This window comes from Argonema galeatum A003/A1 (assembly GCF_023333595.1).
GTDB classification, from domain to species: domain Bacteria; phylum Cyanobacteriota; class Cyanobacteriia; order Cyanobacteriales; family Aerosakkonemataceae; genus Argonema; species Argonema galeatum.
The window spans coordinates 18047-42540 of the sequence record NZ_JAIQZM010000010.1; the positions used below are offsets into that span (position 1 = coordinate 18047).

The 24494-nt window shown below is 43.9% G+C and carries 28 protein-coding genes and 3 pseudogenes; 18 read left to right on the plus strand and 13 right to left on the minus strand.

The features are described from left to right. Positions 1-5 precede the first annotated feature (5 nt). Together LAY41_RS12435 and LAY41_RS12440 are read right to left on the minus strand one after the other, a co-directional pair. Complete coding sequence (locus tag LAY41_RS12435) at positions 6-263, minus strand: cytotoxic translational repressor of toxin-antitoxin stability system (protein ID WP_249097910.1); 258 nt, start codon at positions 261-263, stop codon at positions 6-8. Between the two features lie 152 nt (positions 264-415). Continuing rightward, the gene (locus LAY41_RS12440) at positions 416-703 is read right to left on the minus strand and encodes a hypothetical protein (RefSeq protein WP_249097913.1); all 288 of its coding nucleotides are present in this window, start codon (positions 701-703) and stop codon (positions 416-418) included. A 161-nt stretch (positions 704-864) separates the two neighbouring features. Between LAY41_RS12440 and LAY41_RS12445 the strand changes: the two genes are divergently transcribed. From LAY41_RS12445 to LAY41_RS12465, 5 genes are all read left to right on the plus strand, one after another. Then, on the plus strand, positions 865-1965 hold the full coding sequence (locus LAY41_RS12445) for a branched-chain amino acid ABC transporter permease (protein ID WP_249097915.1): 1101 nt from the start codon (positions 865-867) through the stop codon (positions 1963-1965). Continuing rightward, positions 1955-2917: an ABC transporter ATP-binding protein gene (locus tag LAY41_RS12450; protein ID WP_249097918.1), complete on the plus strand. Its 963-nt coding sequence runs from the start codon at positions 1955-1957 to the stop codon at positions 2915-2917. The genes LAY41_RS12445 and LAY41_RS12450 overlap by 11 nt, the downstream gene beginning before the upstream one ends. A gap of 37 nt (positions 2918-2954) precedes the next feature. Further along, entirely contained in the window at positions 2955-3461 is a 507-nt protein-coding gene (locus tag LAY41_RS12455) for a porin (RefSeq protein WP_249097921.1), read from the plus strand. 308 nt (positions 3462-3769) lie between these two features. Next, complete coding sequence (locus tag LAY41_RS12460) at positions 3770-4303, plus strand: iron uptake porin (RefSeq protein WP_249097924.1); 534 nt, start codon at positions 3770-3772, stop codon at positions 4301-4303. Positions 4304-4553: 250 nt separating this feature from the next. Then, positions 4554-5525, plus strand: a complete 972-nt coding sequence (locus tag LAY41_RS12465; protein ID WP_249097927.1) for a hypothetical protein — start codon at positions 4554-4556, stop codon at positions 5523-5525. A 37-nt stretch (positions 5526-5562) separates the two neighbouring features. Here the strand turns inward: LAY41_RS12465 and LAY41_RS12470 are convergent, their stop codons facing one another. Continuing rightward, positions 5563-8478, minus strand: coding sequence for a UPF0182 family protein (locus LAY41_RS12470; protein WP_249097928.1), 2916 nt, complete (start codon positions 8476-8478; stop codon positions 5563-5565). A 32-nt stretch (positions 8479-8510) separates the two neighbouring features. Next, positions 8511-8744 (minus strand): annotated as a pseudogene (locus LAY41_RS12475) (restriction endonuclease subunit R); the annotation flags it as partial. A 296-nt stretch (positions 8745-9040) separates the two neighbouring features. Here LAY41_RS12475 and LAY41_RS12480 point away from each other — a divergent pair. The 10 genes and pseudogenes from LAY41_RS12480 to LAY41_RS12525 all read left to right on the plus strand — a co-directional run bounded on the left by LAY41_RS12480 (position 9041) and on the right by LAY41_RS12525 (position 15565). Next, positions 9041-9679, plus strand: coding sequence for a peroxiredoxin (locus LAY41_RS12480; RefSeq protein WP_249097930.1), 639 nt, complete (start codon positions 9041-9043; stop codon positions 9677-9679). Positions 9680-9951: 272 nt separating this feature from the next. Beyond that, complete coding sequence (locus LAY41_RS12485) at positions 9952-10536, plus strand: Uma2 family endonuclease (protein ID WP_249097932.1); 585 nt, start codon at positions 9952-9954, stop codon at positions 10534-10536. Between the two features lie 35 nt (positions 10537-10571). Next, positions 10572-11156 (plus strand): Uma2 family endonuclease, encoded by a 585-nt coding sequence (locus LAY41_RS12490; protein ID WP_249097934.1) that lies wholly within the window; start codon positions 10572-10574, stop codon positions 11154-11156. 37 nt (positions 11157-11193) lie between these two features. Beyond that, entirely contained in the window at positions 11194-11778 is a 585-nt protein-coding gene (locus LAY41_RS12495) for a Uma2 family endonuclease (RefSeq protein WP_249097936.1), read from the plus strand. A gap of 83 nt (positions 11779-11861) precedes the next feature. Further along, entirely contained in the window at positions 11862-12836 is a 975-nt protein-coding gene (locus LAY41_RS12500; protein ID WP_249097938.1) for a cysteine synthase A, read from the plus strand. 50 nt (positions 12837-12886) lie between these two features. Beyond that, positions 12887-13894: an NAD(P)-dependent alcohol dehydrogenase gene (locus LAY41_RS12505; protein ID WP_249097939.1), complete on the plus strand. Its 1008-nt coding sequence runs from the start codon at positions 12887-12889 to the stop codon at positions 13892-13894. A 168-nt stretch (positions 13895-14062) separates the two neighbouring features. After that, complete coding sequence (locus LAY41_RS12510) at positions 14063-14260, plus strand: hypothetical protein (RefSeq protein ID WP_249097941.1); 198 nt, start codon at positions 14063-14065, stop codon at positions 14258-14260. Positions 14261-14335: 75 nt separating this feature from the next. Beyond that, positions 14336-14509 carry an element excision factor XisH family protein gene (locus tag LAY41_RS12515; protein ID WP_249097943.1) on the plus strand — a complete coding sequence of 58 codons (174 nt, stop codon included), beginning with the start codon at positions 14336-14338 and terminating at the stop codon, positions 14507-14509. Positions 14510-14623: 114 nt separating this feature from the next. Then, positions 14624-14740, plus strand: a pseudogene (locus tag LAY41_RS12520) (element excision factor XisI family protein); the annotation flags it as partial. A gap of 216 nt (positions 14741-14956) precedes the next feature. Beyond that, on the plus strand, positions 14957-15565 hold the full coding sequence (locus LAY41_RS12525) for a Uma2 family endonuclease (RefSeq protein ID WP_249097945.1): 609 nt from the start codon (positions 14957-14959) through the stop codon (positions 15563-15565). Between the two features lie 388 nt (positions 15566-15953). Here LAY41_RS12525 and LAY41_RS12530 read toward each other — a convergent pair whose 3' ends face one another. Both LAY41_RS12530 and LAY41_RS12535 read right to left on the minus strand, forming a co-directional pair. Further along, a complete protein-coding gene (locus LAY41_RS12530; RefSeq protein ID WP_249097948.1) occupies positions 15954-16427 on the minus strand; it encodes a PIN domain-containing protein in 474 nt (157 codons plus the stop codon). Beyond that, on the minus strand, positions 16424-16702 hold the full coding sequence (locus LAY41_RS12535; protein ID WP_249097950.1) for a UPF0175 family protein: 279 nt from the start codon (positions 16700-16702) through the stop codon (positions 16424-16426). Before LAY41_RS12535 ends, LAY41_RS12530 begins: the two co-directional genes overlap by 4 nt. Before the next feature lie 161 nt (positions 16703-16863). Between LAY41_RS12535 and LAY41_RS12540 the strand changes: the two genes are divergently transcribed. From LAY41_RS12540 to LAY41_RS12550, 3 genes are all read left to right on the plus strand, one after another. Then, positions 16864-17127 (plus strand): hypothetical protein, encoded by a 264-nt coding sequence (locus tag LAY41_RS12540; RefSeq protein WP_249097952.1) that lies wholly within the window; start codon positions 16864-16866, stop codon positions 17125-17127. A 495-nt stretch (positions 17128-17622) separates the two neighbouring features. Continuing rightward, positions 17623-17922, plus strand: a complete 300-nt coding sequence (locus LAY41_RS12545; protein WP_249067607.1) for a type II toxin-antitoxin system HigB family toxin — start codon at positions 17623-17625, stop codon at positions 17920-17922. Beyond that, positions 17906-18304: a helix-turn-helix domain-containing protein gene (locus LAY41_RS12550; protein WP_249097954.1), complete on the plus strand. Its 399-nt coding sequence runs from the start codon at positions 17906-17908 to the stop codon at positions 18302-18304. The genes LAY41_RS12545 and LAY41_RS12550 overlap by 17 nt, the downstream gene beginning before the upstream one ends. A 211-nt stretch (positions 18305-18515) precedes the next feature. On the opposite strand, the gene LAY41_RS12555 is transcribed toward LAY41_RS12550, so the two are convergent. The 7 genes and pseudogenes from LAY41_RS12555 to LAY41_RS12590 form a co-directional block, all read right to left on the minus strand. Further along, positions 18516-19112 (minus strand): hypothetical protein, encoded by a 597-nt coding sequence (locus tag LAY41_RS12555; protein ID WP_249097957.1) that lies wholly within the window; start codon positions 19110-19112, stop codon positions 18516-18518. Positions 19113-19134: 22 nt separating this feature from the next. After that, entirely contained in the window at positions 19135-19908 is a 774-nt protein-coding gene (locus LAY41_RS12560) for a glycosyltransferase (protein WP_249097959.1), read from the minus strand. A gap of 33 nt (positions 19909-19941) precedes the next feature. After that, positions 19942-20634: pseudogene (locus LAY41_RS32615) on the minus strand (DUF6753 family protein). A gap of 287 nt (positions 20635-20921) precedes the next feature. After that, a complete protein-coding gene (locus tag LAY41_RS12575; protein ID WP_249097965.1) occupies positions 20922-21482 on the minus strand; it encodes a Uma2 family endonuclease in 561 nt (186 codons plus the stop codon). A 97-nt stretch (positions 21483-21579) separates the two neighbouring features. Beyond that, positions 21580-22755 (minus strand): CAF17-like 4Fe-4S cluster assembly/insertion protein YgfZ, encoded by a 1176-nt coding sequence (ygfZ, locus tag LAY41_RS12580; protein WP_249097967.1) that lies wholly within the window; start codon positions 22753-22755, stop codon positions 21580-21582. Positions 22756-22770: 15 nt separating this feature from the next. Next, positions 22771-23154: a hypothetical protein gene (locus LAY41_RS12585; protein WP_249097969.1), complete on the minus strand. Its 384-nt coding sequence runs from the start codon at positions 23152-23154 to the stop codon at positions 22771-22773. Positions 23155-23229: 75 nt separating this feature from the next. Next, positions 23230-23841, minus strand: coding sequence for an early set domain-containing protein (locus LAY41_RS12590; protein ID WP_249097972.1), 612 nt, complete (start codon positions 23839-23841; stop codon positions 23230-23232). Positions 23842-24494: the final 653 nt, after the last annotated feature.

A 24494-nucleotide genomic window follows, 5' to 3' on the forward strand; every position in this document is an offset into this window, starting at 1 on the left:
CTTTGCTATATGTCCGGTTTGGGCAAAACGCGCAGAAATTTAACGATATGTCCGGTCAATTCTACGCCAATTATGTACTTATCTACACTAAATCGGTAAAAGATGCCTTCAGAATCGAGCCGTTTTAGCCCTGGCAAGTCTTTAATGCGATCGATCTGTTTGTACTTTTCAAAGACGACTGCGTAAATATGCTCACGAGCCGCGTACTCTAAGTTTTTGATATCGACTAAAAAGGATCTGGCGTATCGTACATCTAGACTCACGGGACAGCTTTCTCTAACTGCAAATTTTACATTATACTTGGAGATAGGGGAATTTCAGATTTCAGATTTAAAATTTCAGATTTAAAATCGTCAATTATAAATTCAAATCTTTAAATCAAAAATCTAAAATTTTAACTTCGATCCTAAAAAGTCTATGGCAAGTGCAATAGTCGCACTGCTTCTTCGTAGTTCATGGTATCCCCAGGCTGCACATTTCGCTTGGCCTCTTGAATTGCTTTGACCACATAAATATCGTAGTATACTTCTTGTAGTATACTCCAAGTTGTTTCCAATTCATCATCAGATAATTCATCGATTAAGAAATCTAGTTTGTAAGTTAAACGGTGCAATCTACTTCTGAGAATGTTCCGTTGGGAAACTCCTGCTTTTAAGTATGGGGTTTCCCTTTCCCCTTGACCCTTTTCGCTTTCCCCTTTCATAAGTTTTCTCTTTGTTGTGCCTTTGTCCTCCTTGTCCCCCTTGTCTCCCCATAGGGTAGAATGCGTTAGCGTAGTGCTATTTTTAAGCCGCATTCTCCCGATAGATTGTTTCGGGTAAAGATGCACCCTTCTGTTTTGCCATTCTATCTCTCAAACTCTACATGGTTGGTTATCTCGTTTTTTTGGCAATTTCTACAGGTATAGCTGCCCTGTTCAGCTTGGGACTAAATTTACAATGGGGCTACACTGGTCTGATTAACTTTGGGCACGTAGCCTTTATGACGGTGGGAGCTTATACCACAGTATTGCTCACTTTAAAAGGAGTTCCACTGATTATTGCGGTGCCTCTAGGTGCTGGTTTAGCTGCGCTGTTGGGGCTGCTAATCGGTTTATCAACTCTGCGACTGCGGGAAGATTACCTGGCGATCGTAACGATCGGGTTTTCTGAGGTGATCGGTTTGATTGTGCGAAACGAAGAGTGGCTGACTAGAGGGACGCTTGGGGTGCAAGGTTTTCCTCTGCCACTGGCAACTTGGAGTCCAAATTTGTTGATGAGGCTGATGATGATTGCCCTACTGACGCTGATTGCTGGCTTGACTTTCTGGCGAATGTGGCAGTGGTTCTCTAAGCAGTTGCAGCAAGGAAAGAGAGAGGGCGGGTTTCCAGTTGGTTCGCTGATATTGGGAATTGCCAGTTTGCTGTTGGGTTTGGCGGTTTACGTTGCCGGAGTGATGGCGCTGTATGATTACACCTATAAAGCTGGGTTGATGGTGCTGTTGCTGTTGGTGCTGACATTGGTATTCTGGCAACTGGAGCGATTGGCGCGATCGCCTTGGGGTCGCGTCCTCAAAGCTATCCGCGAAGATGAGGAAGTGGCTAAAGCTCTAGGCAAAAATGTTTTTTGGTACAAGCTGCAATCGTTGATGTTAGGAGGAGCGATCGCCGGAATTGCCGGTTCCTTCTACGCTTGGCAACAAACATCTGTTTACTCAGATGATTTTATTTCCCAGACGACTTTTGACGCCTGGACTATTGTAGTTTTAGGCGGAGCCGGTAACAATGTGGGTACGGTGCTGGGAGCAATTATCTTCTGGGCTTACTATACCGTGACGCGCTTTGTTCTGCCTGCACTTCTGCCTTTCGATGATGCCCGTTTGGGCGCATTTCGGGTGATGGTAATCGGTCTGTTGTTGATGGTGCTGATGATGGCGCGACCGCAAGGTATCTTAGGGAAAAAGGAGGAACTAACTCTTGGCAGGTAACGAGAACAAAGCGGCATCCGATCTATCTTTCAACGAGGCACCAACGGTTATCGAGGACGACTTTGAGGTGGCAGAAGATGTGGCTGCTAACGAGTCAAGTTTGCCAGCAGATATACTGTTAACTCAAACAGATACTGATATAAAAGATATCCTGACACAGGTGGAAGACCGAAAACCAGCGCCTCAGACTCCCAGCGTTCCAATACTTGCAGCGTCTGGACTTTGCAAAAGTTTTGGCGGTCTGAAGGCGGTGGACGATGCGAAGCTTGAGGTGGCGCAGGGTAGCATTACAGGGCTGATCGGCCCAAACGGTGCTGGTAAAACTACTCTTTTTAACCTGCTTTCTAATTTTATTCGCTCCGATCGCGGTCGGGTGATTTTTGACGGCGAACCAATTCAGCATTTGCAGCCTCACCAAATTGCCCAAATGGGTATGGTTCGGACGTTCCAGGTAGCGCGGGTACTATCCCGGTTATCGGTGATGGAAAACATGATTTTGGGGGCGCAAAAGCAAACTGGTGAAAACTTTTGGAATGTTTGGTTGCAACCCAAGCAGGTTATTCAGGAAGAAAAACAACAGCGCGAACGGGCGGAAGCCCTCCTGGAATCTGTGGGATTGGCCCACATGGCTGGAGCTTATGCCGGGGCGCTATCTGGGGGACAGCGGAAGTTACTGGAAATGGCGCGGGCGCTGATGACCGATCCCAAACTAATTTTATTGGATGAACCGGCAGCTGGGGTGAATCCGACGCTGATTAATCAAATCTGCGATCGCATTGTGACGTGGAACCGCGAGGGTATGACGTTTCTGATTATCGAACACAATATGGACGTGATTATGTCACTGTGCGATCGCGTCTGGGTATTAGCCGAAGGCCGAAATCTCGCCGATGGCACCCCCGCTGAAATTCAGAAAAACACCCAAGTTTTAGAAGCTTATCTGGGGCAGTAATTGCTCTGGGTTTTGTCTTTGGATGTGAGGACAAACCATGTCGAAACTTTTTTGGAACAGCCTAAGAATTGGCATAGCCATTGTAGGAAATTCACTGATAGCTGAAAATTTAATCGCCGCCGAACTTGGAAACTTTCTGAAGCCTGCGAATAAGTACAACCAAAATCCCGTTTTGGTGGCTCAAGCAAACTCTACTTCCCAGGAATCTTATGTGCGAGCGACTGATTGGGAATACCAGGCATTACAGTCTTTCGTTGAGCGCTACGGCCCGGAAATTATTGATAGGTCTGCTTGTTTCTCTGGTTGTAGGCGTGACGTAAATCGCTACGAATTGGCTGTGGTTTTAAAGGCAACGATCGATCGAGTGAATGAGCTAATTGCACAAGGGATTGCGGTTCCAAAAGAAGACATTGCCACACTTGAAAAGCTGCAAGAAGAATTTGCAGGTGAACTACCCATGGTACGAGAACAATTTTGCAGCATAGATTCTCGTTACACAGCGCCGGGATTACCGACTTGCCCAGAGCGGTCAAAACTGCGGTAACTCACATCTTGCAGCAGGGGAGGTAGAACCTCCCAGATCTCGTGACCAGGTTCAACCTGGTCACGAGAATACAGAAGGTGAGCCACATTTCCCACTCCTTACCACCAGTTTTGGCCTTGATGTACCGTAAAATTACTTAATTTGCCATATTGTAGAAAACCTTATATATTTATAAACAGTACAAACACTTAAGTAATACCCGCAGGTAAAATATCAACAGGCTCCAATACCAAGTAAAAGAGTCCTGGAACCTTTTATAGCTCAGAGTTTCCTTAACTCTGAAATACACCCTGGTGTGAGGACAAACAATGCCGAAAGTTTCTGGGAACAATATACCATTTGGTTCTGCTACCTTGATCAACATCTTGCTAATTGCCAGCATCACCCAGGTAAGAGAGTCTCCAGCAAGTATAAATGAAGATTTATACCCTTACTCTGCCTCGTTTTCAGGTAGGGATGAAGACGATAAAGATGGGATGGTGCAAGCGAGCTTTGTTTCGCCATTGTTAGAAGTACAACTGACTGATTGGGTGTTTCAAGCATGGCAATCTTTAACAGAAAACTACCGTTATATTCGAGTATATTCAGATCTCAGACATTGGGAAGATAGAGTTTTTACTCGCTATGAGTTTGCAGCTAGATTAAATACCCGTTTGGAAAAGATTCATGAATCGATCGCATTGGCTGGTGAAGGAGTTACAGAAGATGATTTAACCACTATGCGGCGATTGGAAGATGAATTTGCGGCAGAACTTGGGATTTTGCGCCGAGGAGTAGACAGCTTAGAAGCTGGCACAACAAGATTAGAAGCTCCGCATTTCACCGGAGGTTTCAGATTTTAGATTTCTTTCTTTAAATTTTCGGTTAATGCCGAGCCGACGAGAAACCGGGTTTCTTTGTCGGTGCGATCGCTTGCTTAAATTCACCGCACTATTATAGTAACATTCTGCGCCAAATAATATGAATTACCTAAATGTTGGTTACAGATGTAGGGGCGATTCATGAATTGCCCCTACAGCAGAGATTGTTCATTTGTAGCAGCAATAAATTCAAACGATATAATATAGTCAATATACATAGTTAAAATTATAAATGACCCGCTTTCCACACGACCAATTTGCCAAAGACTACCTCAAAGAATTATTAACTCCATTAGGACAAGTACAAACCAGCCGCAATATCGCCGGAGAAGTGCGAGAAATCGATGTATGGTTTACGCCATCATCAACACTAACAAGCGAAGCACAAGCCTTGGGGTTATTAGGGAGATTTGCTACAACTCCCTCAATATTTGAACCATTTCGTAATGCAGTCACAAGCAGCCAAGTTCGCAGTTGTATAAGTAAACTATTTGACGTTCATGCAGATATAGAACGTCAGGCGAAACGAGAAAATACTCGTCTTAACGAATCGGAATTACCTAAATTATGGATTTTAACTCCCACCGCATCACCACTTTTATTAGATGAGTTTAGAGCAATTAACGACCGAGAAAGCTGGCTACCAGGAGTTTATTTTTTAGGAGAGGGTTTGAAAACAGCAATAGTAGCCATTCATCAGTTACCCCGCACCCCAGAAACACTGTGGCTGAGAATTCTTGGTAAGGGAAAAGTGCAAAAACAAGCTATTAACGAATTGACGGCACTGCCAGAAGATAACCCATTGCGAATAAATGCGCTAGAGTTATTATATAGCCTGCGCGTTACCTTAGAAGCCAATCAAAATTTAGATTCAGAGGATAGGGAGTTAATTATGGAATTATCACCACTTTATTTAGAAAGGCTGGATGCAGCTGTACAGTCAGGGGTGGAACTAGGAATCGAACAAGGAATCGAACAAGGTATTCAACAAGGTATTCAAAGAGGAATACAGCAAGGTATTCAAAGAGGAATACAGCAAGGGGAACGCCTTGTTGTGGAAAATATGCTGCGAGTTCGCTTTGGTGTTTTGGATGATGAACTGAGGTCAATTATCGAACCGTTGTTGGAATTGCCACCAGAAGAGTTTACCCAATTGCTGATGCAATTATCGCGAAATGAATTGTTAGATGGGTTTAGAAGATAAAGTTTGCGCGATCGGTATTTCAGAAACTCGGTTTCTCTCAACCTTGAACAGGACGGACGATCGCAGGAGAGGGTTTCTTTTCCTGAAAAATTGCATTGAGTGCTTGCTCTAAAGTTTCTGCCATCACGATGCGGTTTTGGTAAGCGACAATTACCCTTGCTAATATCGGCAAACTATTTTCTGTTGCTTCCAGATAAAGGGGTTCGACATAAAGCAAAGATCGCTCAATCGGAATCACCAAAAGATTTCCTTGCAGCGCACGCGAACCTTCGCGATTCCAGAGCGAAATTTGCTGGGAAATTACCGGATCTTGGTTAATCAACGCTTCAATCTGCTCAATTCCGTAGACCAGTTCCTGTTTGGGAAACTGGTAAAGCAATAACTTACCGTAGTTTTCTCCATCTGAACGTGCTGCTAACCAGGCAATTAAGTTGGGGCGTTGCGTGGGTGTAAACGGAAGCAGCAGAATAAATTCTTCTGTTGCTTCCGTTGGCAATTTCATAATTAAGTAATAGGGTTCTACCAGTTTCGGTTTATTGCCATAAATCTCGGTGGGAAGTTGCCACTGATCTTCTCGGTTGTAGAAGACTTGCGGATCGGTCATGTGGTAAGTCAGCAATCGTTCGGATTGGATGCTGTAAAAATCGACTGGATACCGAATATGATTAACCAGAGCAACTGGCATTTCGCTCAACGGTTTTAATAGTTCTGGAAAGATAGTTTTCCAAGAGTTAATAATTGGATCTTGAAGATCGGCAATGTAGAAAAATACACTGCCATTATAGGCATCAATAACGACTTTGACAGAATTGCGTATGTAGTTGAATTTGTCTTCACCTGGATCGGAATAAGGGTAGCGATCGCTTGTGGTATAGGCATCGACAATCCAATACAAATAATTGGTTGATGCTGATGAATCTATATTGTTTAAATTCGCATTTGCAACTACAAGATAAGGGTCGCTGTCATAGCGCAAAAAGGGAGCGATCGTCCTAATTCGCTGGTTAATGTCACGGCGGAATAGCACTTTAGTTTCAGGCGTAAAGTTGCTGGTCAAAAGCATTTGCCAATCCCGCAAGTACTCGGCAAACAGCAACCGCCGCCACCAGCTGCTAATTGCGATCCCACCCCGTCCATCATAGGTGTTATACACATTTTCATCGCCACTCGGATAGTCCAACTCCTTAACTTTGGTTGGAGCTATGACATAAGTGTTAGCGATTTCGCCATAATAAATCCTCGGACGCTTGATGGGAATGCTGGCGCGAATTCGCTCGCTGGAAGTCTGCAAAGTACCGCCGTCCTTAGTGGCGTCGGGGCTGCTAATATTATTAACAAAGTAGTCTGGTAAACCCCCAGGCCCAACGGTATTGACAGGCGAGACGGTAAAGCCATATCCGTGAGTATAAATTAAGTGTTTGTTCACCCAAGTTTGGGCTTGTTGGGGTACAGCGCTGTAGTCTAACTCCCGTGCTGCTAAAATCACTTGTCGCTTTTCTGTATCTTCCTCTTTCACTATTCGCTTATCGGTGTCTTTTTTTAGGGCGTAGCGGTCAATGTCGGCGTTGGCAAATTTGTAATAAAGGCGGATTTGTTGCAGTTGGCGATTGGTTTGCAGTAGCGGACGGGTATCCCAAAGACGAATATTGTTAATAGTGAGGTTGTTCGCCTGGATATCTTTATAATTAAGTTGTCCTTGCGGGTCAAAAGTTCTGACTTCAATATCTTCTAAACCAAATGCCTGACGGGTGAGGGCAATGCTGCGCTGTATGTAAGAGCGTTCCACGGCTAATTCGTTTGGTTGAACGATTAAGCGTTGTACTGCTGGAGGAAGTAAAAGGGAAAAAGTAAAAAGGCAAAAGATAAAGAAAACAGGCAAAAATTTATTCAATTTCCCGAACCACTGCTTCTTTGTTTGGAACCAGAAAACAGTTTGCCACAGGAGTGAAATCGCGATCGCCAATGCTAGAAAACTTAACCCGGTATAGACTGGTAACTGAGTTGTTACATCTGTGTAGCCAGCGCCATAGCTAACTCCGCGAGTGGAATAAAGCAGTTCGTAGCGGCTCAGCCAATAACTGAGAGCCACACTCAGCATAAAGGCACTGCCCAGTCCGTATAAGTGGCGCTGCTGTGGCTGACTAAAACCTATAAAAATTCCTTGACTCAGGCTATTTCCTGAAAGCAAATAAACCAAAGAAATAGCGACTAAGCTATACAAAAATAGTCCCGCTAACCAAAATTCCAGCAATTCCCAAGCAGGAAGAGTAAAGATATAAAAACTAATATCTTTTGCAAATAATGGATCGCTCAGGTTAAAAACAGTGGGATGAATATATTGCAAAACTTTGTCCCAGTGTCCAGATAGCACCGCGCCAAAACTCAAACTCATTAAGGCGGCGATCGCATTTAGGCAAAAGTCGGGCCGCGAAATAATTGCGATCGCAATTATTCCCAGTACGCCCAGGGGCCAAATTTGCAGTGACGGTAGCCCCAAAATCTGCCAAATTGAACTGGGAACAAACGGAGGCGGTAGCGGTGGCGACACGCTGGGACTCGTTAGATCTGGATGCCAAAAATTTAAAGCAACCTGGCCATAATGAAGCAACATCGACCCAACCAGCAAACTCAGTCCCAGCGCGATCGCTAAAAGCCAGGTTAGCCTTATAGTCCCCGGTAGGGAAGATTCCGCTATCTCTGCTACATTTGTTATTTCTGGTTCTGGATGCCGGAAATGTCGAGCTATAGCCAGGTTAACCAGGAGAAAAGCAGCGCTGACGGTAGATGCGATCGCCCACAGTCCCACCTGCGTCTTGAGGCGCAACAGAAACGCTGACAAATACCCAACTTCCTCAAACCACAAGATTTCCACCACCAAATGGGAGAGTAGGTCAAAGCTTAACCATACCCCCAGCAAAAGCGCGATCGGTTGAAAAATTCGTTTCCAAAACACAAATATCAACAACTTCCCTAGTTAGATGACTGTTAACTCTGCTGTAACTTACAAATAGCTTTGAGAACTTGTAAAATATTAATTGAACGCTCTGATTCCATTAAGTTCAGTAATGGCATTAACTGATAAATCGGGGGAGTTCCTGGCTGGACGTACACAAATTGATAAAGCTCTCCATTTGTAGTTAATCCCCAAACCGATCTTTGACGTTCTAAACTATTATAGGCGTAAGTGAGCAATTGAGGTAAACCAGCCGAGGGAGCAACCTTTTATTTTTTTTGATGTGTTAAAATTTGCTGTTAATTATAGTATAATCAGCCAATATATTGGCTCATCTGGGTCGATCGCACCGCTTGCCCAGTTGACAAAAAATGTCACCAACCCACACAACACCTAAGCAAAGCACTTTGCAGCGACAAAAGAGATCTAGCACAGCCCACCGTAAAAACTCGTTTCCTGCAATCATTAAAATATCTAAAAGCCGCTCGGATAACCGGAGTTTTTATGGCATGATCTCAAAGTAGACAATTTATCGGTTTCAGATCAGAGGAAACCAGTTATTATGGCGCTTAGACTCGGCGACACTGTACCTAACTTCACTCAAGCTTCCAGCGAAGGCGAAATCAACTTTTACGACTGGGCAGGCGACAGCTGGGTCGTACTGTTCTCCCACCCCGCAGATTATACACCAGTTTGTACCACAGAATTAGGTGAAGTCGCCCGCCTCAAGCCAGAATTTGACAAGCGCAACGTCAAAGCAGTTGCTCTCAGCGTGGATGACGAAGAATCCCACAAAGGCTGGATTGGCGATATCGAAGAAACCCAGAGCGTCAAGCTCAACTACCCTATCCTGGCAGATCCAGATAAGAAAGTCTCAGATCTTTACGACATGATCCACCCGAACGCCACCAACACGGTGACCGTTCGGACTGTCTTCGTCATCGACCCTCAAAAGAAACTGCGCCTGAGCTTCACCTATCCTCCCAGCACAGGTCGCAACTTCGATGAAATCCTGCGCGTAATTGATTCCCTGCAACTCACGGATCAATATAGTGTTGCAACTCCAGTCAACTGGAAAGATGGGGATGACGTGGTGATTGTCCCCTCCCTCAAAGATCCCGAAGTCCTCAAGGAAAAATTCCCCAAAGGATATAACGAAATCAAACCCTATCTGCGGATGACTCCTCAACCCGACAAGTAAGGCAAAAGGTAAAAGCCAAAAGATAAAAGTAGGGTGGGCAATGCTCACCCTACTATGTATATATAGTAGGCAAGCGGTTGGGTGAGGTACAAGCAAAATGTAGGGGCTTTTTTGGCAGATAATTTGTGGCTTCTTCACAAGAATAATGGCAAACCCCGCCCCTACTTTCACGCTATAAGAGAACAGATTTTAATGTACCTCACACGGCTGCAAGCCGCTGTAAGTAAAATTTGGTAGCATTATTGTAGGTATAAATAATGAGGAAATAACTTATGCTTTCATCGCCCATAGTGTTGCGAATTCTATCAACAATGCAAATGACAGACGATCAGTTTTTTGAGTTCTGTCAGATCAATCGCGACTTACGGATTGAACGGAATAAATTAGGAGAATTGGTTATTATGCCACCCACTGGTTCAGAAACAGGAAACCGAGAATTTAACATCTTAGGGCAATTATGGGTATGGTCGGAACAAGATGGCACAGGTATAGCTTTTAGCCCCAGCACAGGATTTAAGCTATCAACGGGTGCAGAACGCTCTCCCGATGCCTCTTGGATAAAACTAGAACGGTGGAATGCTTTATCAGCCGAACAAAAGCAAAAGTTTGCTCCCATTTGTCCAGATTTTGTAATTGAACTGAGGTCGGCTTCTGACAATCTGAAACCTTTGCAAGAAAAGATGGAAGAATATATGAGAGAGCCTGGAGTACAGTTAGGCTGGCTGATTGACCGGAAGAATCGGAGAGTTTATATTTATCGTCCCAATCAAGAAGTAGAATGTCTAGAGAATCCGGATACAGTTAGCGGTGAGTTGGTGTTGCCGGGGTTTATCCTTAATATGAGTAAAATTTGGTAGCATTATTGTAGGCATAAATAATGAGGAAATAAATCATGCTTTCCGAGTCTATAGTGTTGCGGATGCCGCCAACAATATCAATGACAGACGACCAATTTTTTGAGTTCTGTCAGATCAATCGCGACTTACGTATTGAACGGAATAAATTGGGAGAAATCTTTATCATGCCTCCGACTGGCGGAACGACTAGCAATCGCAACTTTAGTATAGCTGTACAACTGGGAATTTGGTCAGAACAAGATGGAACGGGTATTTGTTTTGACTCTAATGGTGGATTTACTCTCTCAACTGGTGCAGAACGCGCTCCCGATGCCTCGTGGATGAAACTGGAACGCTGGAATTCTTTATCCGCAGAACAACAAGACAAATTTGTCCCTATTTGTCCAGACTTTGTGATTGAACTGAGGTCGGCTTCTGATAATTTGAAGCCTTTGCAAGAAAAGATGGAAGAATATATGAAAGAACCGGGAATACAATTAGGCTGGCTAATTGACCGGAAGCAACGCAAAGTTTATATTTATCGTCCGGGTCAAGAAGTGGAATGTCTAGAAAATCCAGATACAGTCAGCGGTGAGTCGGGGTTGCCTGGGTTTGTTATTAATATGAATAAAGTTTGGTAGTGTTAATATGTAGATGCAGCTAATGAGGAAATAAATTATGCTTTCATCTTCTATCGTATTGCGGATGCCGTCAACAATCTCAATGACAGACGACCAATTTTTTGAGTTCTGTCAAGTAAATCGCGACTTACAAATTGAACGTAATAAATTTGGAGAAATTTTAATCATGCCTCCGACTGGTGGAACGACTAGCAATCGCAACTTCAGCATAGCTGGACAGTTATATGTTTGGTCAGAACAAGATGGAACGGGTATTTGTTTTGACTCTAACGGTGGATTTACTCTCTCAACTGGTGCAGAACGCGCTCCCGATGCCTCGTGGATGAAACTGGAACGCTGGAATTCTTTATCCGCAGAACAACAAGACAAATTTGTACCAATTTGTCCAGATTTTGTAATTGAACTGAGGTCGGCTTCTGACAATCTGAAACCTTTGCAAGAAAAGATGGAAGAATATATGAGAGAGCCTGGAATACAGTTAGGCTGGCTAATTGACCGGAAGCAACGCAAAGTTTATATATATCGTCCGGGTCAAGAAGTGGAATGTCTAGAAAATCCAGATACCGTAAGCGGTGAGTCGGTGTTGCTTGGGTTTGTTCTTAATATGAGTAAAGTATGGTAAAAGTGCGATCGCACTTACCAAACTCTTTAAATCCTAGCACCGCTATAAGTCAAAATTTTTAAAGGAACTTAGGTAAATCCACAATGGACATCAAAAATGGCTTTATCGGCACCATTGGCAACACGCCCCTAATTCGCTTAAACAGCTTCAGCGAAGAAACCGGGTGCGAAATCCTCGGCAAAGCAGAATTTCTCAATCCCGGCGGTTCAGTCAAAGACCGCGCCGCCCTTTACATTATCAAAGAAGCGGAAGAAAAAGGCTTTCTCAAACCGGGTGGGACAGTAGTTGAGGGAACTGCTGGCAATACCGGCATCGGTTTAGCTCACATTTGCAACGCCAAAGGCTACAAATGCGTGATTATCATCCCAGATACCCAATCTCAGGAAAAAATGGACGCTTTGAGGACGCTGGGTGCCGAAGTTCGTCCCGTCCCAGCAGTGTCGTACAAAGACCCCAATAATTATGTGAGACTTTCTGGCACAATTGCGTCCGAAATGGAAAACGCGATTTGGGCCAATCAATTTGATAACTTAGCTAACCGACGCGCCCACTACGAAACTACCGGAAAAGAGATTTGGGAACAAACTGGTGGCAAAATTGACGCTTTCACTTGCGCTACCGGAACTGGCGGCACCTTAGCAGGTGTGGCGATGTACTTGAAAGAAAAAAATCCCAACGTGAAAACTATCTTGGCAGATCCGATGGGGAGTGCTATGTATAGTTACATCAAAACGGGCGAGCTAAAAATGGAGGGGAACTCCATCACAGAAGGTATCGGCAACAGCCGCGTCACGGCTAATATGGAAGATGTACCCATTGACGATGCCATCCAAATTGATGATAAGGAAGCAGTGCGGGTAATTTACCAATTGCTGAGGAAAGATGGTCTGTTTATGGGTGGTTCTGTAGGCATCAATGTAGGTGCAGCGGTTGCATTAGCTAAACAAATGGGGCCGGGTCACACAATTGTTACTATTCTATGCGATGGCGGTAGTCGTTATCAGTCACGTTTGTACAATTTGGAATGGTTAGCATCTAAGGAACTGCTACCGGATTAGCGATCGGTCATTGACAACCGAAAAACGAAGAAAAAAGCAAAGTATTCAATATGGAAATCAACGCATTAGCAGCATATCAGTCAGGGGAAACTCTTAAACCCTACAGCTTAAATCCAGGACAGGCGCAAAACTACGATTGCCTGATCAAAGTATTAGCTTGCGGCATCTGTCACTCAGATATCAGCATGGTCGATAATGAGTGGGGACAATCGCGGTATCCCCTAGTACCCGGTCATGAGGTAGTTGGGGAAGTAGTCGAGATAGGTTCGCAAGTTAAGCATTTGAAGATAGGCGATCGCGTTGGTGTAGGTTGGCAAATGTCATCCTGTCTGCAATGCCGCGATTGTCTCAAAGGTAACGAAAATCTCTGCAATGAGAACAAAGGCTTAATTGTCAATGGTTACGGCGGTTTCGCCGACTATGTGGCGCTAGATTCGCGCTTTGCCTTTGCCATCCCCGCCGGAATTGAAACCGAAATAGCTGGCCCGCTGTTATGCGGCGGTATCACCGTATACTCGGCTTTGCGTCACGCTGGGATGACTTCCGGCCAAGAAATTGGCGTAATTGGCGTCGGCGGTTTGGGTCACATGGCGGTACAATTTGCCAGCAAATTGGGCAACAAAGTTACCGTTTTTACCACTTCCCAAGATAAAGCTGAGTTTGCCACCCAGCTTGGTGCCAGTCACGTCGTAGTTGTTCCCCCAGGCGAATCTCCACCTCCTCCCACTCGGCAGCTAGACATCATAATTAGTACAGTTCCGCAATCCCTAGATTGGGGTGCTTATCTGGAATACCTTAATTCTGATGGCACTTTTACGATTGTGGGAGTTGCGATCGAACCTCTTAGCATCCCCCTTTGGCCCTTACTCAGCAAGCGTCGCCGCATTATGGGTTCTCCGATCGGCGGTCGAGCAATGATAATGGAAATGCTTTCAGTGGCCTCTAACTTTGGCATTAAACCAATTGTGGAGACTTTTCCCTTTGAACAAGTGAATGAGGCGATGGAAAAAGTCCGCGCTAATAAAGTTCGCTATCGAGCTGTCCTGACAGTAGCCTGAGACGATCGTGTCTGCTAAAACTGTTTTGGTTTGTCACAGCAATGCTTGTCGCAAACAGGGTGCAGAGGTGTGGCAGTCGGTTGATTGACTGGAGTTGCGCTCAAAAAGTAGAGGCGCGATCGCAAGCGAGGCAAGCATTTCTGAAACCAAACAAAACTGGAATCTGCGATGAATCAACAAGCCCAAATACCCGACCCCCAGACCAGAGCGCGAAGTGTCGCTAGGTGGCGCGAAGTTAACCAACAAATCGACTTGCTCACACTCCAGCTTGATGAATTAATTGCGATGGTAGAAACTGGTCTGCGAGAGCAACGTCTGGCTAGGCTTCAAGGTAAAGGTAAAGCCGCAGAGACTATTAATGGGTAAAAGAGGATGTAGGCGATCGCTATTTCTGCAAACATTGCTGGTTGGCAGCAACGACATATCACGCTTTTATAACTAATGTCTAGACGTGATAATTTACATCTATCCCTGCGCCGCACTCTCGAAAAAGATGGATGGACGATTACGGATGACCCGTTAATTTTAGTGTTAGAACAAACGCTTTTGAAAGCTGATTTAGGAGCCGAAAAGTTTTTCGCAGCAGAAAAAGAAGGACGGAAAATTGCTGTATAAATCAAAGACTTTGACTCACCTTCAGTCATTAATGAACTAGAAAAAACGATATAAAGTAGTTCTAGAAGAACAACAGCCAAATAGAATTCTTTATTTAGCAGTTCCAGAAGATATGGAACTGAGGTAGGGATAGCCAACGAGTTAATTGAAACTGGAGTCCCTAAATCTAATATCGTGCTAGGATACAGGTCGCCTTATATGCGTAAGTTTACAGAGTTGGCGGTAGGGTAGTTAGGATGAAGTTAGATAGGCGATCGCAGTAGAGGCAAGCATTTCTGAAACCAAACAAAATTGGAATCTGCTATGAATCAAAAAGTCCAAATACTCGACCCCAAACGAGAGCGCGAAGTGTCGCTACGTGGCGCGAAGTTAAGCAACAAATCGACTTGCTTACACCTCGAATCTGTGCCATAATCATCAAAGTTATGTAAGGGAAAGTGTGCTGATATGACCTACACTACTACTAAACCACTAACATTTGCAGAGTTTTTGCAAGTATGTCCCGAAGATGGCAGTTATGAATTAATCGATGGGGAGATTGTCAAAGTGGATTCTATCGGATCGAATAAGAGTGTCTCTCGATATCTCATTAAAAGTTTTGACAGAGAAGCAGAGCGATTGGGACTTGATTACATTGTGGATAAAGATATAGCGATTAGAACTTTTACCAATTCTGGAACTGAACGAGGCAGAAGACCTGATGTAAGTGTAGTTGAAAAGAGGATTTGGCAGCGGTATCTCAACACTTATGTAGGCATAATCGAACCGCTGCAATTAGCTGTAGAAGTCGTGTCTACTAATTGGGAAGACGACTATGTTGATAAACTGGATGAATATCAGCGATCGGGCATTTTTGAATATTGGATCGTTGATTATTTGGCGATAGCTTCCCGGAGTTACTTGGGAAATCCGAAAGTGCCGACAGTGTTGGTTTACCAGCTAGTAGAAGGAGTATATCAAATGAGTAAATATACGGGAAGCGATCGCATCATCTCTTCCACTTTTCCAGAGTTGGAGTTAACAGTATCAGCCATTATAAAAGCAAGCCAAGGATAGCCAATAGTACGCTAAGATACGATAAAACTGTTTTTTTAGTTCTATAGGGAGCAAGAGCTAGGAGCGCTATGATTCAATCTTTACTTAAATCTATCGCATTTCCGATCGGGCGCTGATGAGTGAAGGGCGCGTGTATGGGGGTGGATTGCATAAGCTGGAACCGAGGGAATTGGGTAATGCTTTAGGAGAGAAGATTCTTGAGGTTTTACCTGAACACTGATCGAATAATCTCGTAATCTAACGACCAAGTTGAGCTGCCGCAGACAACCCCCGATCCCCACAGATAACCTCTCGGCGGTCGGCTCCAACGACTTGTTAGCTGACTTTTCCTTTGCGATCGCTCCAGTCCACCTTCAAGTCTTATTGTTTAAGAAGTGTAGGTTATTTGCTAATTCGTTGGTTTGTTTAGCAACGCCTGAATTATACGACGGGAAACCCGAAAGTTCGTTTGTTGCAATTGTGCAATGGTTTCAGCAAGGTCGATCGAACCTTGAGTTGCGGCATCAGCCAAAATTCCAAGAGTGCCGATTATGGCAATACCACGCTCTGCTGCAATCTGTCGTCCCAAGCGTTCATCAATAATCAGCAGATCTGCTGGTAGGGTTTGAGCCAGGGTAATCGCGGCCTGTTCCCCAGGATCGAGGGTATTGAGGGTTGCATCAATTACGGGAACAGTTTGAACAGTAAGCCAGGAAGGAGGATTAGCAATCCATTGTTGAAGAACTGGTGGTGCATCTAGATCGAGCATTTCATCCCGAACCACGTTAGGAATGATGATTTGTTGGAATAGGTTGGGCAGTAGATCGATCTGGTTAATGAGCAGTAGATAGTTGATCGGTGAGGTATCGGAAACGACAATCATGAGGCACTGTTGGCTTGTTTAGCTCTCAGTTGGCTGAGGATTTCGCGATCGCGTTCCAAATCCGCCTCATCGTAGTGCAGATCGGCATTGTGCTGTTTCAAAAAGGCATCCACTGCCCAGCGAGAGGGTAGCCCCAGAATGCGACCCACTTCAGCATGGGTAATTTTCTCAGTTTGGTAGGCTTGTATCGCTAGAGCTTCTAGAATCTCACGGGTGAGGCGATTTGGATTAAAGTGCTGAATTAGCTCGTCGGGGAGGTCGATTGTGATTTGCATGATCTAGGCTCCATTTTGAATGCTTTCGTCAAGTTCAGAATTAATCCAGTGTTCCTAATGGACGGTAGGAGAGCATCTTTAAATAATCGATGAAGCTGCCTTGACTAATATTCTAGCTGCCATAATTGGGTAGCTGAAGCAATAAAACTCTGGAGCGGCTTATGGTGGAACCTGTAACAACCCTGACGGCAACAGCGATCGCCACAACGATTGCAACTAAAGCCTTTGAGAAGACAGGTGAGAAAGTAGGTGAGGGCGTTTGGGCATTGGTGAGCCGCTTTCTCGCAGTTCTCAAACGCAAGGATCGAACAACGGCTAGAGGCGATCGCTACCCAAGCCAAGCATCGCTCTCCCTGGTATGCTCAGGAAAAGCGTCCTCCTTCCCCTTTCCTCTGCACTTATATGGGTTGTCAGGATACTGGTAGAGGTAGACATGAATCGATTTATCTTGAATCATTCAAGGGCGACGGCTACTAATGTTTATTTAATGCTGTATCCTAAACCCGCTCTTGCCAAAGTGCTTTTAGATCGGCCAGAATTGCTTAAAGAGGTGTGGGAGGCGCTCGATTGCCTACGGCACGCTACGCGAACGTATTTCTGATGAAGCGCTGATGGGTGAGGGGCGCGTATATGGGCGTGGATTGCATAAGCTGGAGCCGAGGGAATTGGGTAATGCTTTGGCTGAAAAGATTGTTGAAGTTTTATAAAGTAGAAGCGCGATCGCTTTTCTTGCGTGGTTTTTACCGTCTACTCTGGTAATTGCCACTCTGTTTTTTTAGAATGAAACAGCCCTGCCTTGAATGTTTAACCCCTTGACATTTTGCTCTCAAAATGAGAGAGTGACAATATAGCCAAGAATTTAAATAATCTTGATGGATTTATGATTGTGCGAAAAAGTTTTCTTACCTATCTCAATCAAAATGCACCTAATTTCAATTCGCAATCTCCGTAATGATGCAGCTAAGTATCCTGATGTCAGGACGCAGATTGACAAATGGTATGAGATTGTAAAAAATGCAGAATGGCAAAATTTAGAAGATGTGCGTAAGGTTTATCGAGATGCTGAGGCAGTAGGAAACTTTACGGTATTTAACATTAAAGGCAACGATTACCGTCTGATTGTTGGGATTGATTATCAAACGCAGAAGGTTTATTACAAATATTTTTTAACCCATAGCGAATACGACAAAGATGGATGGAAAAATGACCCTTACTTTTGATCGAAGTGCTTATCAAGCCTTGCTAGCTGAAGTTGCTCCACAGGCAATTGAGACAGAAGCAGAATACGAACGTTTGTTGAAAGTTGTAGAACCGTTAATTTTTGCCAAAAATCGTACACCGGAGGAGCTAGCTTTACTCGATTTATTAGTAACGCTGATTGAAGTATACGAAACTAAAAACTATCCATTCGAGAAATTTACTCCATCTGAAATGCTGCAATATGTCATGGAAACGAGCGGCACTAGGCAAGCAGATTTAGTTGGAATAATTGGTTCGAGTGGGGTAGTATCTGAAGTTGTTAATGGCAAACGTTCGATTAGCAAGGCACAAGCTAAAGCTCTTGGTGAATATTTCAAAGTTTCGCCTAACTTATTTATTTAATTTTGCATAGCGATCGCTACCTGTGCAAGCATCGCTCTCCCTGGTATGCTCAGGAAAAGCGTCCTCCTTCCCCCTTCCTCTGCACCTATATGGGTCGTCAGGATACTGGCAATTAAACTTGCTTGTATTCAATCCGATTAGAAAGGAAATTGTACTATGGAAATAGAGAAATATAGATGTCCATTTTCTTGTTCCCACTCCTTTAGAATAATTATCTTGCTTCCTGCCTGATTTTCTGAACTAGCTGATAGCTAATAAATACAAGACGAATAGTAACAAGAAGTGCTATAAAATTAAGCAAAATCAGAAGCCAATCAAAAAAATTCCAAGTAGTTAATTGCCATTTCGTTTGATTACAAAAAGCAAAAAGGCAAACAAAAGCAGATCCTTGTATAAAGCCAAGTTTTGATAGGGTTTGAGTAAAAACAATAAAACGACCTTCAGGGGATGATTCTGCTTTCCATTGAAATTTTTTCCACCACCAAAGCGGATTGCCTATTACGTCTTCTATCTTTAGTTTCAACTGTGTTAACAGATATAACTCAATTAAAAGACAACTATAATTATTCCGTATGTACCACCATGTTAATAAAGTAAAACTCAATGGTAATACTAGAAACAGCTTGGAAAAGTTAGGATTTGATACTAAACTTTGATTGGCAATTATAACACCTAATAATCCAGCCGCAGCAGCAAATATTGCTAACAACAATTGTTGGCGTGACTGAAGCAAGCGTTCATGCTCATTTCGTAACGCTTCATACTCTGCCATATACACTTGAAACTCAAGTTCTGTTTGATTTGACATATAACTTGCACTCCACAGTAAACTAAATATTGGACTTCAAATTTATCTCAAAAGGTCTGGAAATAATTCTAGTTATACTAATACAAATAATATCTTTTAATAAAATAATACCAAAACGTATAATTTTTAACAATCCAAAGCTGATTCTACTATCTTTCCATTTTACAGGAATAGCACCAATTCTCATTTTTTGCAGTTCTGCGATTTTTAATAACTCTACGTCTACGGCGTAAGAGTTAACTGAACAAAAAGGAAGTATTGCTTTAAGAGCTTCTAAAGAAAATCCTTTTAGACAACACTGAGTGTCAGAATATTGAGGTAATACCATAATTCTAACAACTATATTGAACACTTTGCTTAAAAATCTTCTCATAAAACTAGACGAGCCAATAATTTCAGAATCTGGTAAATACCTATTTCCAATTACTATATCAAACTCCCCTTTTTTTAATAATTCAATTACCTTATATATAGCATCTAATTCTACGGGAATATCGGCATCTGTAAACAAAACATATTTCCCACTACTTACTTGAAGTCCTCTCCTTAAAGCGCCCCCTTTACCTGTATTTACACTGCTGCGAATATACCTAACATTAAATTTATCATAGTAAAAGCACCAATTTAAAAATTTTGTCTCATCTGTACTTCCATCATCCGAAACTATGATTTCAAAATTTTCTTGTAAATTATCAAGAAAGCTAAATAAATTTAACAAGCTTATTGGTAAAACTTTGCTTTCATTAAACGAAGCTATAACGACTGAAATATCTATTTTTGAATGTAATTTATTCACTATTTCTAGAAGCCTTCATAGCCAAGTTTGATTTTATAGCGCTACGCGCCTAAACCTACGCTTTTCTATAGATTCGACCCAAATCGTACAAAATCCTTCTGTAGCTGGCCTTCCCGCCACTTTCAAAGTCACCTCCAAACGCTTTACATCCTTTTTACATTCTAAATCAGTAAGACTATCCGAATTCTACTTCATCAAATTCCGATCGCACTTCCCCTCAGCGCTAGTCGCCCACCGCAAAGCCTCCGCCTGCTCCTGAGTCAGATGAACCGCTTCAAGAGGCGCAAACCCTCCTTGCGATCGAAGCACACCCATCCATCCCATCAAAGCACCCACACCCAACGTCGTCAAGAGGATACCCGCCGCCATCACCAAAGAACGCTCAGATGTCGCCACTTTTGTCAATTCCGTCTAACGCACCAGAGAATTAACAGCCTCAGCAATCTGCCCCTCTTGCTTCTCAACCGCCACCCGATCGTAATTCGCCAGCGTCTTATTAATCCGCGCCATCCACCGAGTAAACGCCAACTCAAAATCCTCTGGTTTGGGACTTTCTCGAATCAGCAGTTCCAATCGCCCCGTAGCCAATAAAATCAGGAATATCGGGTCTGTTGGCTCAATTTTCCCCTTAAAAGCCAACTCCAACACCTTGCGCCGATATTCCTCAGATTGACCCTCCAGGGCAATATCTAGCAAAGATTTAGTATCAACAGCACCATAGCTCACGGTAACATCCCCGTAGTTTCAAACGCCTCATAAGCTTTCAAATTAAATTAAATTCCCTCTTTTATTATTTCTTACCCCTGAAAGAGCGGGGGATTGTGCTAATCGTTCAAGAAGTCGATGTAACTGCCATAACCGACTCAGGCAAAGAACTCGTAAATGGAGAGACGCAGGTGAGCAATTTAACAAAGGAACGTCAACAGATATTGAATTATTTAGGCAAGGTTTGTGGTCAATACTATTCTATAAGCGGGGTAGCATAGATGATAAAAATCCACTAGCCCCAATCTCTACGCAAACAATCCCGACACTGACACAATAAACCCAGGTAACAAAGGACTGGTTAAATTATCTTCTTTAAACAAAGTCATCGCTAATTTCAAAACCCCATTATCCCGGCGGTAAACCTCAACTTTTTGCTGTTGTTGGTCAAAAATCCAATATTCCCGCACGCCTTGAACTGAATATAATTTTAACTTTGATAGGCGATCGCGTTTTTCATTTTCCTCACCTGGGGACATCACCTCTACCACTAACTCCGGTGCCCCAGCCAAATGTCCAGACTCATCTAATATTTCTGCTAAACGCTCATTACTTACCCAAACCACATCAGGAATAACATTATCAGCATCCGTGAAGATAATACCGGGTACCTGGACAGACTTACCTAACTGCGTCTGTCTTGACCAAATAGTTAACTCAAAGCAAACATTGTTAGCAACTTTTTGATGTTCCCAGTGGGCTGCTCTTGTCACGACTAATTCTCCTTCGAGGATCTCATAACGGTTGCCATTATCGGGTAAGAATTCTAAATCAGCGCTTATCCAACGGACTTTTTCTGTAGTAGACATAGCTTTAACTCCGCTCTGTTCTGTTTTGATTATAGTAGGAGTGCAATTAGTTCAGTCAAAACCCGCAAGGGGAGGCGCGATCGCTCTAACTTACCTTTTACTCAGGTATATGTGTGACAAAAGGAACAGCAACTACCTCGCCTTCTGTGTCTCCAACTTGTACTTTCAGCCCTTCGCCACCAGCCTTAGTACGGATATAACAGAGTCCAAAGCTACCTTCATCGGTTTCCGTATAACTGGTAAGTTTGCCGACTTTTTCATCGCCCACCGTAATTAAGCTACCCGGTTCGGCTGGTGCTTTTAAGCGAATACCCCAAAGTTGCTGCTTCACACCCTTATAAGTATTCAATCGAGCAATAGTTTCTTGACCGATATAACAACCTTTACTAAACGAAATCGTCTGCCACAATCCCGCCTCTAAAGGATTGTAATCTTCCGTTAATTCGCGATCGGGAACTGGGCGTCCTTGCTCAATTCTCAATTGCTCCCAAACGCTCGCTCCCATAGGTACTGCTCCTACTTCCACTAATTTACTCCACAGAAAAGCAGCACTATCAGCAGGAGCAATCAAAGTGTATCCGGGTATCGCCAAACCGCTACCGACAGCAACGCGAACCCCCCCTTCCGTCCCCCCCGTCCACAGGGGGGAAACAGGAGAAGAAACAGGAGAGGAAACCACAGAAGTCTCCTGCGTAGACGAGGGGGAGACAGGAGAGGAAACCACAGAAGTCCCCCCCGTAGACGGGGGGGAAACAGGGGGGGTAAATATCAATTGGTGACTACCGTAGGGTTGACCGATAATTGTGCTAGCGCCCAACTGTTCTAAAACGGCGTCACTTTTTGGGCCGATCAAACTGAAAGTAACCGTATCATCAGTAACATCAGTTAATTTGACCTTATCCGCGAAAAAGATATATTGATCTAGCCATTGCATCACTTTTTGGCGACGATTGGGCGAAACCAGCAGCATTACCGCATCTTCCATAACATAGCCAGTCGCCAAGTCAATAGTCCGAGCGGTAGATGTCACAAAAACAGTATCGCAACCTTGTCCCGGCTTGAGTTGCTCGAAATCGTTAGTACTTTGATTGTGTAAAAATCGGAGTCGATCGTCATCAGAAACGAGAATTCTACCCCAGTGAGAGCGATCGCACAAAGCCACCCCCTCCCGCACCGCCTTCATGGCTGCGCGATCGTTCCCAAAACTAACTGCGATCGATTCGCCAAACATTGCTCCAGCTACTGCCTGAATATCGTATAGTTTCTGAATCATCTGTATTTAATCCCCTCACTGGACAGGCAAATTCGTAAATACCTGCTCTACTATTGCCCTTGTCTTTGCTTCCAAACGATCCCAATCCACATCCCCACTTTCATCAATAAGACTGGTATCAATCTCCACTTCCTGGCTTTCCAGTTCGCTGTGTGTGGGTTTGTAGTCCCGAAAACAGACTTGATAGCACAGTTCCCACAAATTTACGCTTATTAGTCGATCTCCATGCTGCAAACAAAGCAGATAGCCGGGATAAGGAGTTTGCACTTCCTCATAAGTAGCCTTCCAGACAGATTGCTCCAACTGTTTGCGAATATTATCGATTACGCGAAGATAAGCAGGTTGCATCAGTAGTTCAGCCTGCTGCCATGCAACCATATTGGTAATTTTGGGCTTCATCGGCGTCAAATAGTGAAAGCAATCCTTTGATTTTGACAATCCCACGGTAGAACAAGTCTACTTAACACCTTACCGCTATTTTCTACGACGCGGGGGCTCAGGAACAAGCAGACGCGGTGGCTCAGGGACAGTCAGACGCTGTGGCTCACGGCGTAAGCGACGCGGTGGTTCAGGAATGCGCTCCAACGATGCTTTAAAAAAGTAAACCCGACCGCAATATTCTGAAGAGCTAGCACAGATGGTTTCTATAGAAACATTGCTGACATTGCCAACATTGAATAACAAAGAGGCTGTCTGTGCAGCGGTAACCGTCCGAGTAGCTACCTGCCGCCCATCCAGATATATATTTACGGTATTGGGAGGACTGGTTGTGTCGCTGTCAAGCATCCCAAATTCCAGCTGAAGCGTTTGGAATCGAGGTTCAGAATCTTCGGGCCTGATCCTACAGGTTACTGCCGCCGAGCCATTGCTAGGACTCAGTTTCATCAGACTTTTATAGACAGACCTGCCTATAGCAACATTTTCAGTATCTGGACGCCAGCGACCGGGGCCACTACCAACACAGGTAGTTCTTAACAGAGAAACAGGGTTCTCTATGCCCTGTACGACTTGAGTTCCTATAGTCGTCAGCGTCAAGGTTAGCATTGCACTAGCTATAGCTTGAGCGATCAACTTGGTTTTTTGCATGAGTAGTTTTCCAAGTCAACAGGTAAAAATCCTTACTTATCATATCCAATTGCCTGGATCGTAATTGGTCGTTTTTCTAAATCTGAAGTTAATCATCCTCGAATCTGGCCTCTAGCCCAGATCTGGTTTGAGTTGCGGAAGCAGCAGATCGCCCTCTAATCTATATGGGTATAGTAGGGGTCTTCGCGCCTGATTAGATAAGTGCGATCGCGTCCTTCCTTTTTCGCCCGATACAGAGATCTGTCAGCCGCATCTTCCGATCTTGTGCTTGGCAAAATTACCGCCAACTCTTCTCCCCCGTAACGAGCGACCGCTCGATTTGGAATTGGGGATTGGGGATTTGAGGTTGGTCAATCATATAGCAAACTACCAATGAGGAATTGATAAATTATTCCGTATTTGGCTTTCACGCTAAGTGATTGACTACCTTGAGCCTTTGTGAAAATTAAGTAGAAATCTGGTGTTTGCGGACTCTAATCCTTTGTGAGGCTACTCTGATAATGCTTGTGATGAACGTCACAGGTTAGTTTTGAAACTGCAAAGGTAGGGGCCAATACTGTTCGGAGCGGATAGACCTAACCCCCCAACCGATCGCCTCTAGGCTTTTGGCCCATACCTTGTCAGGTCAATTATCACAACCACCTCAAAACCAT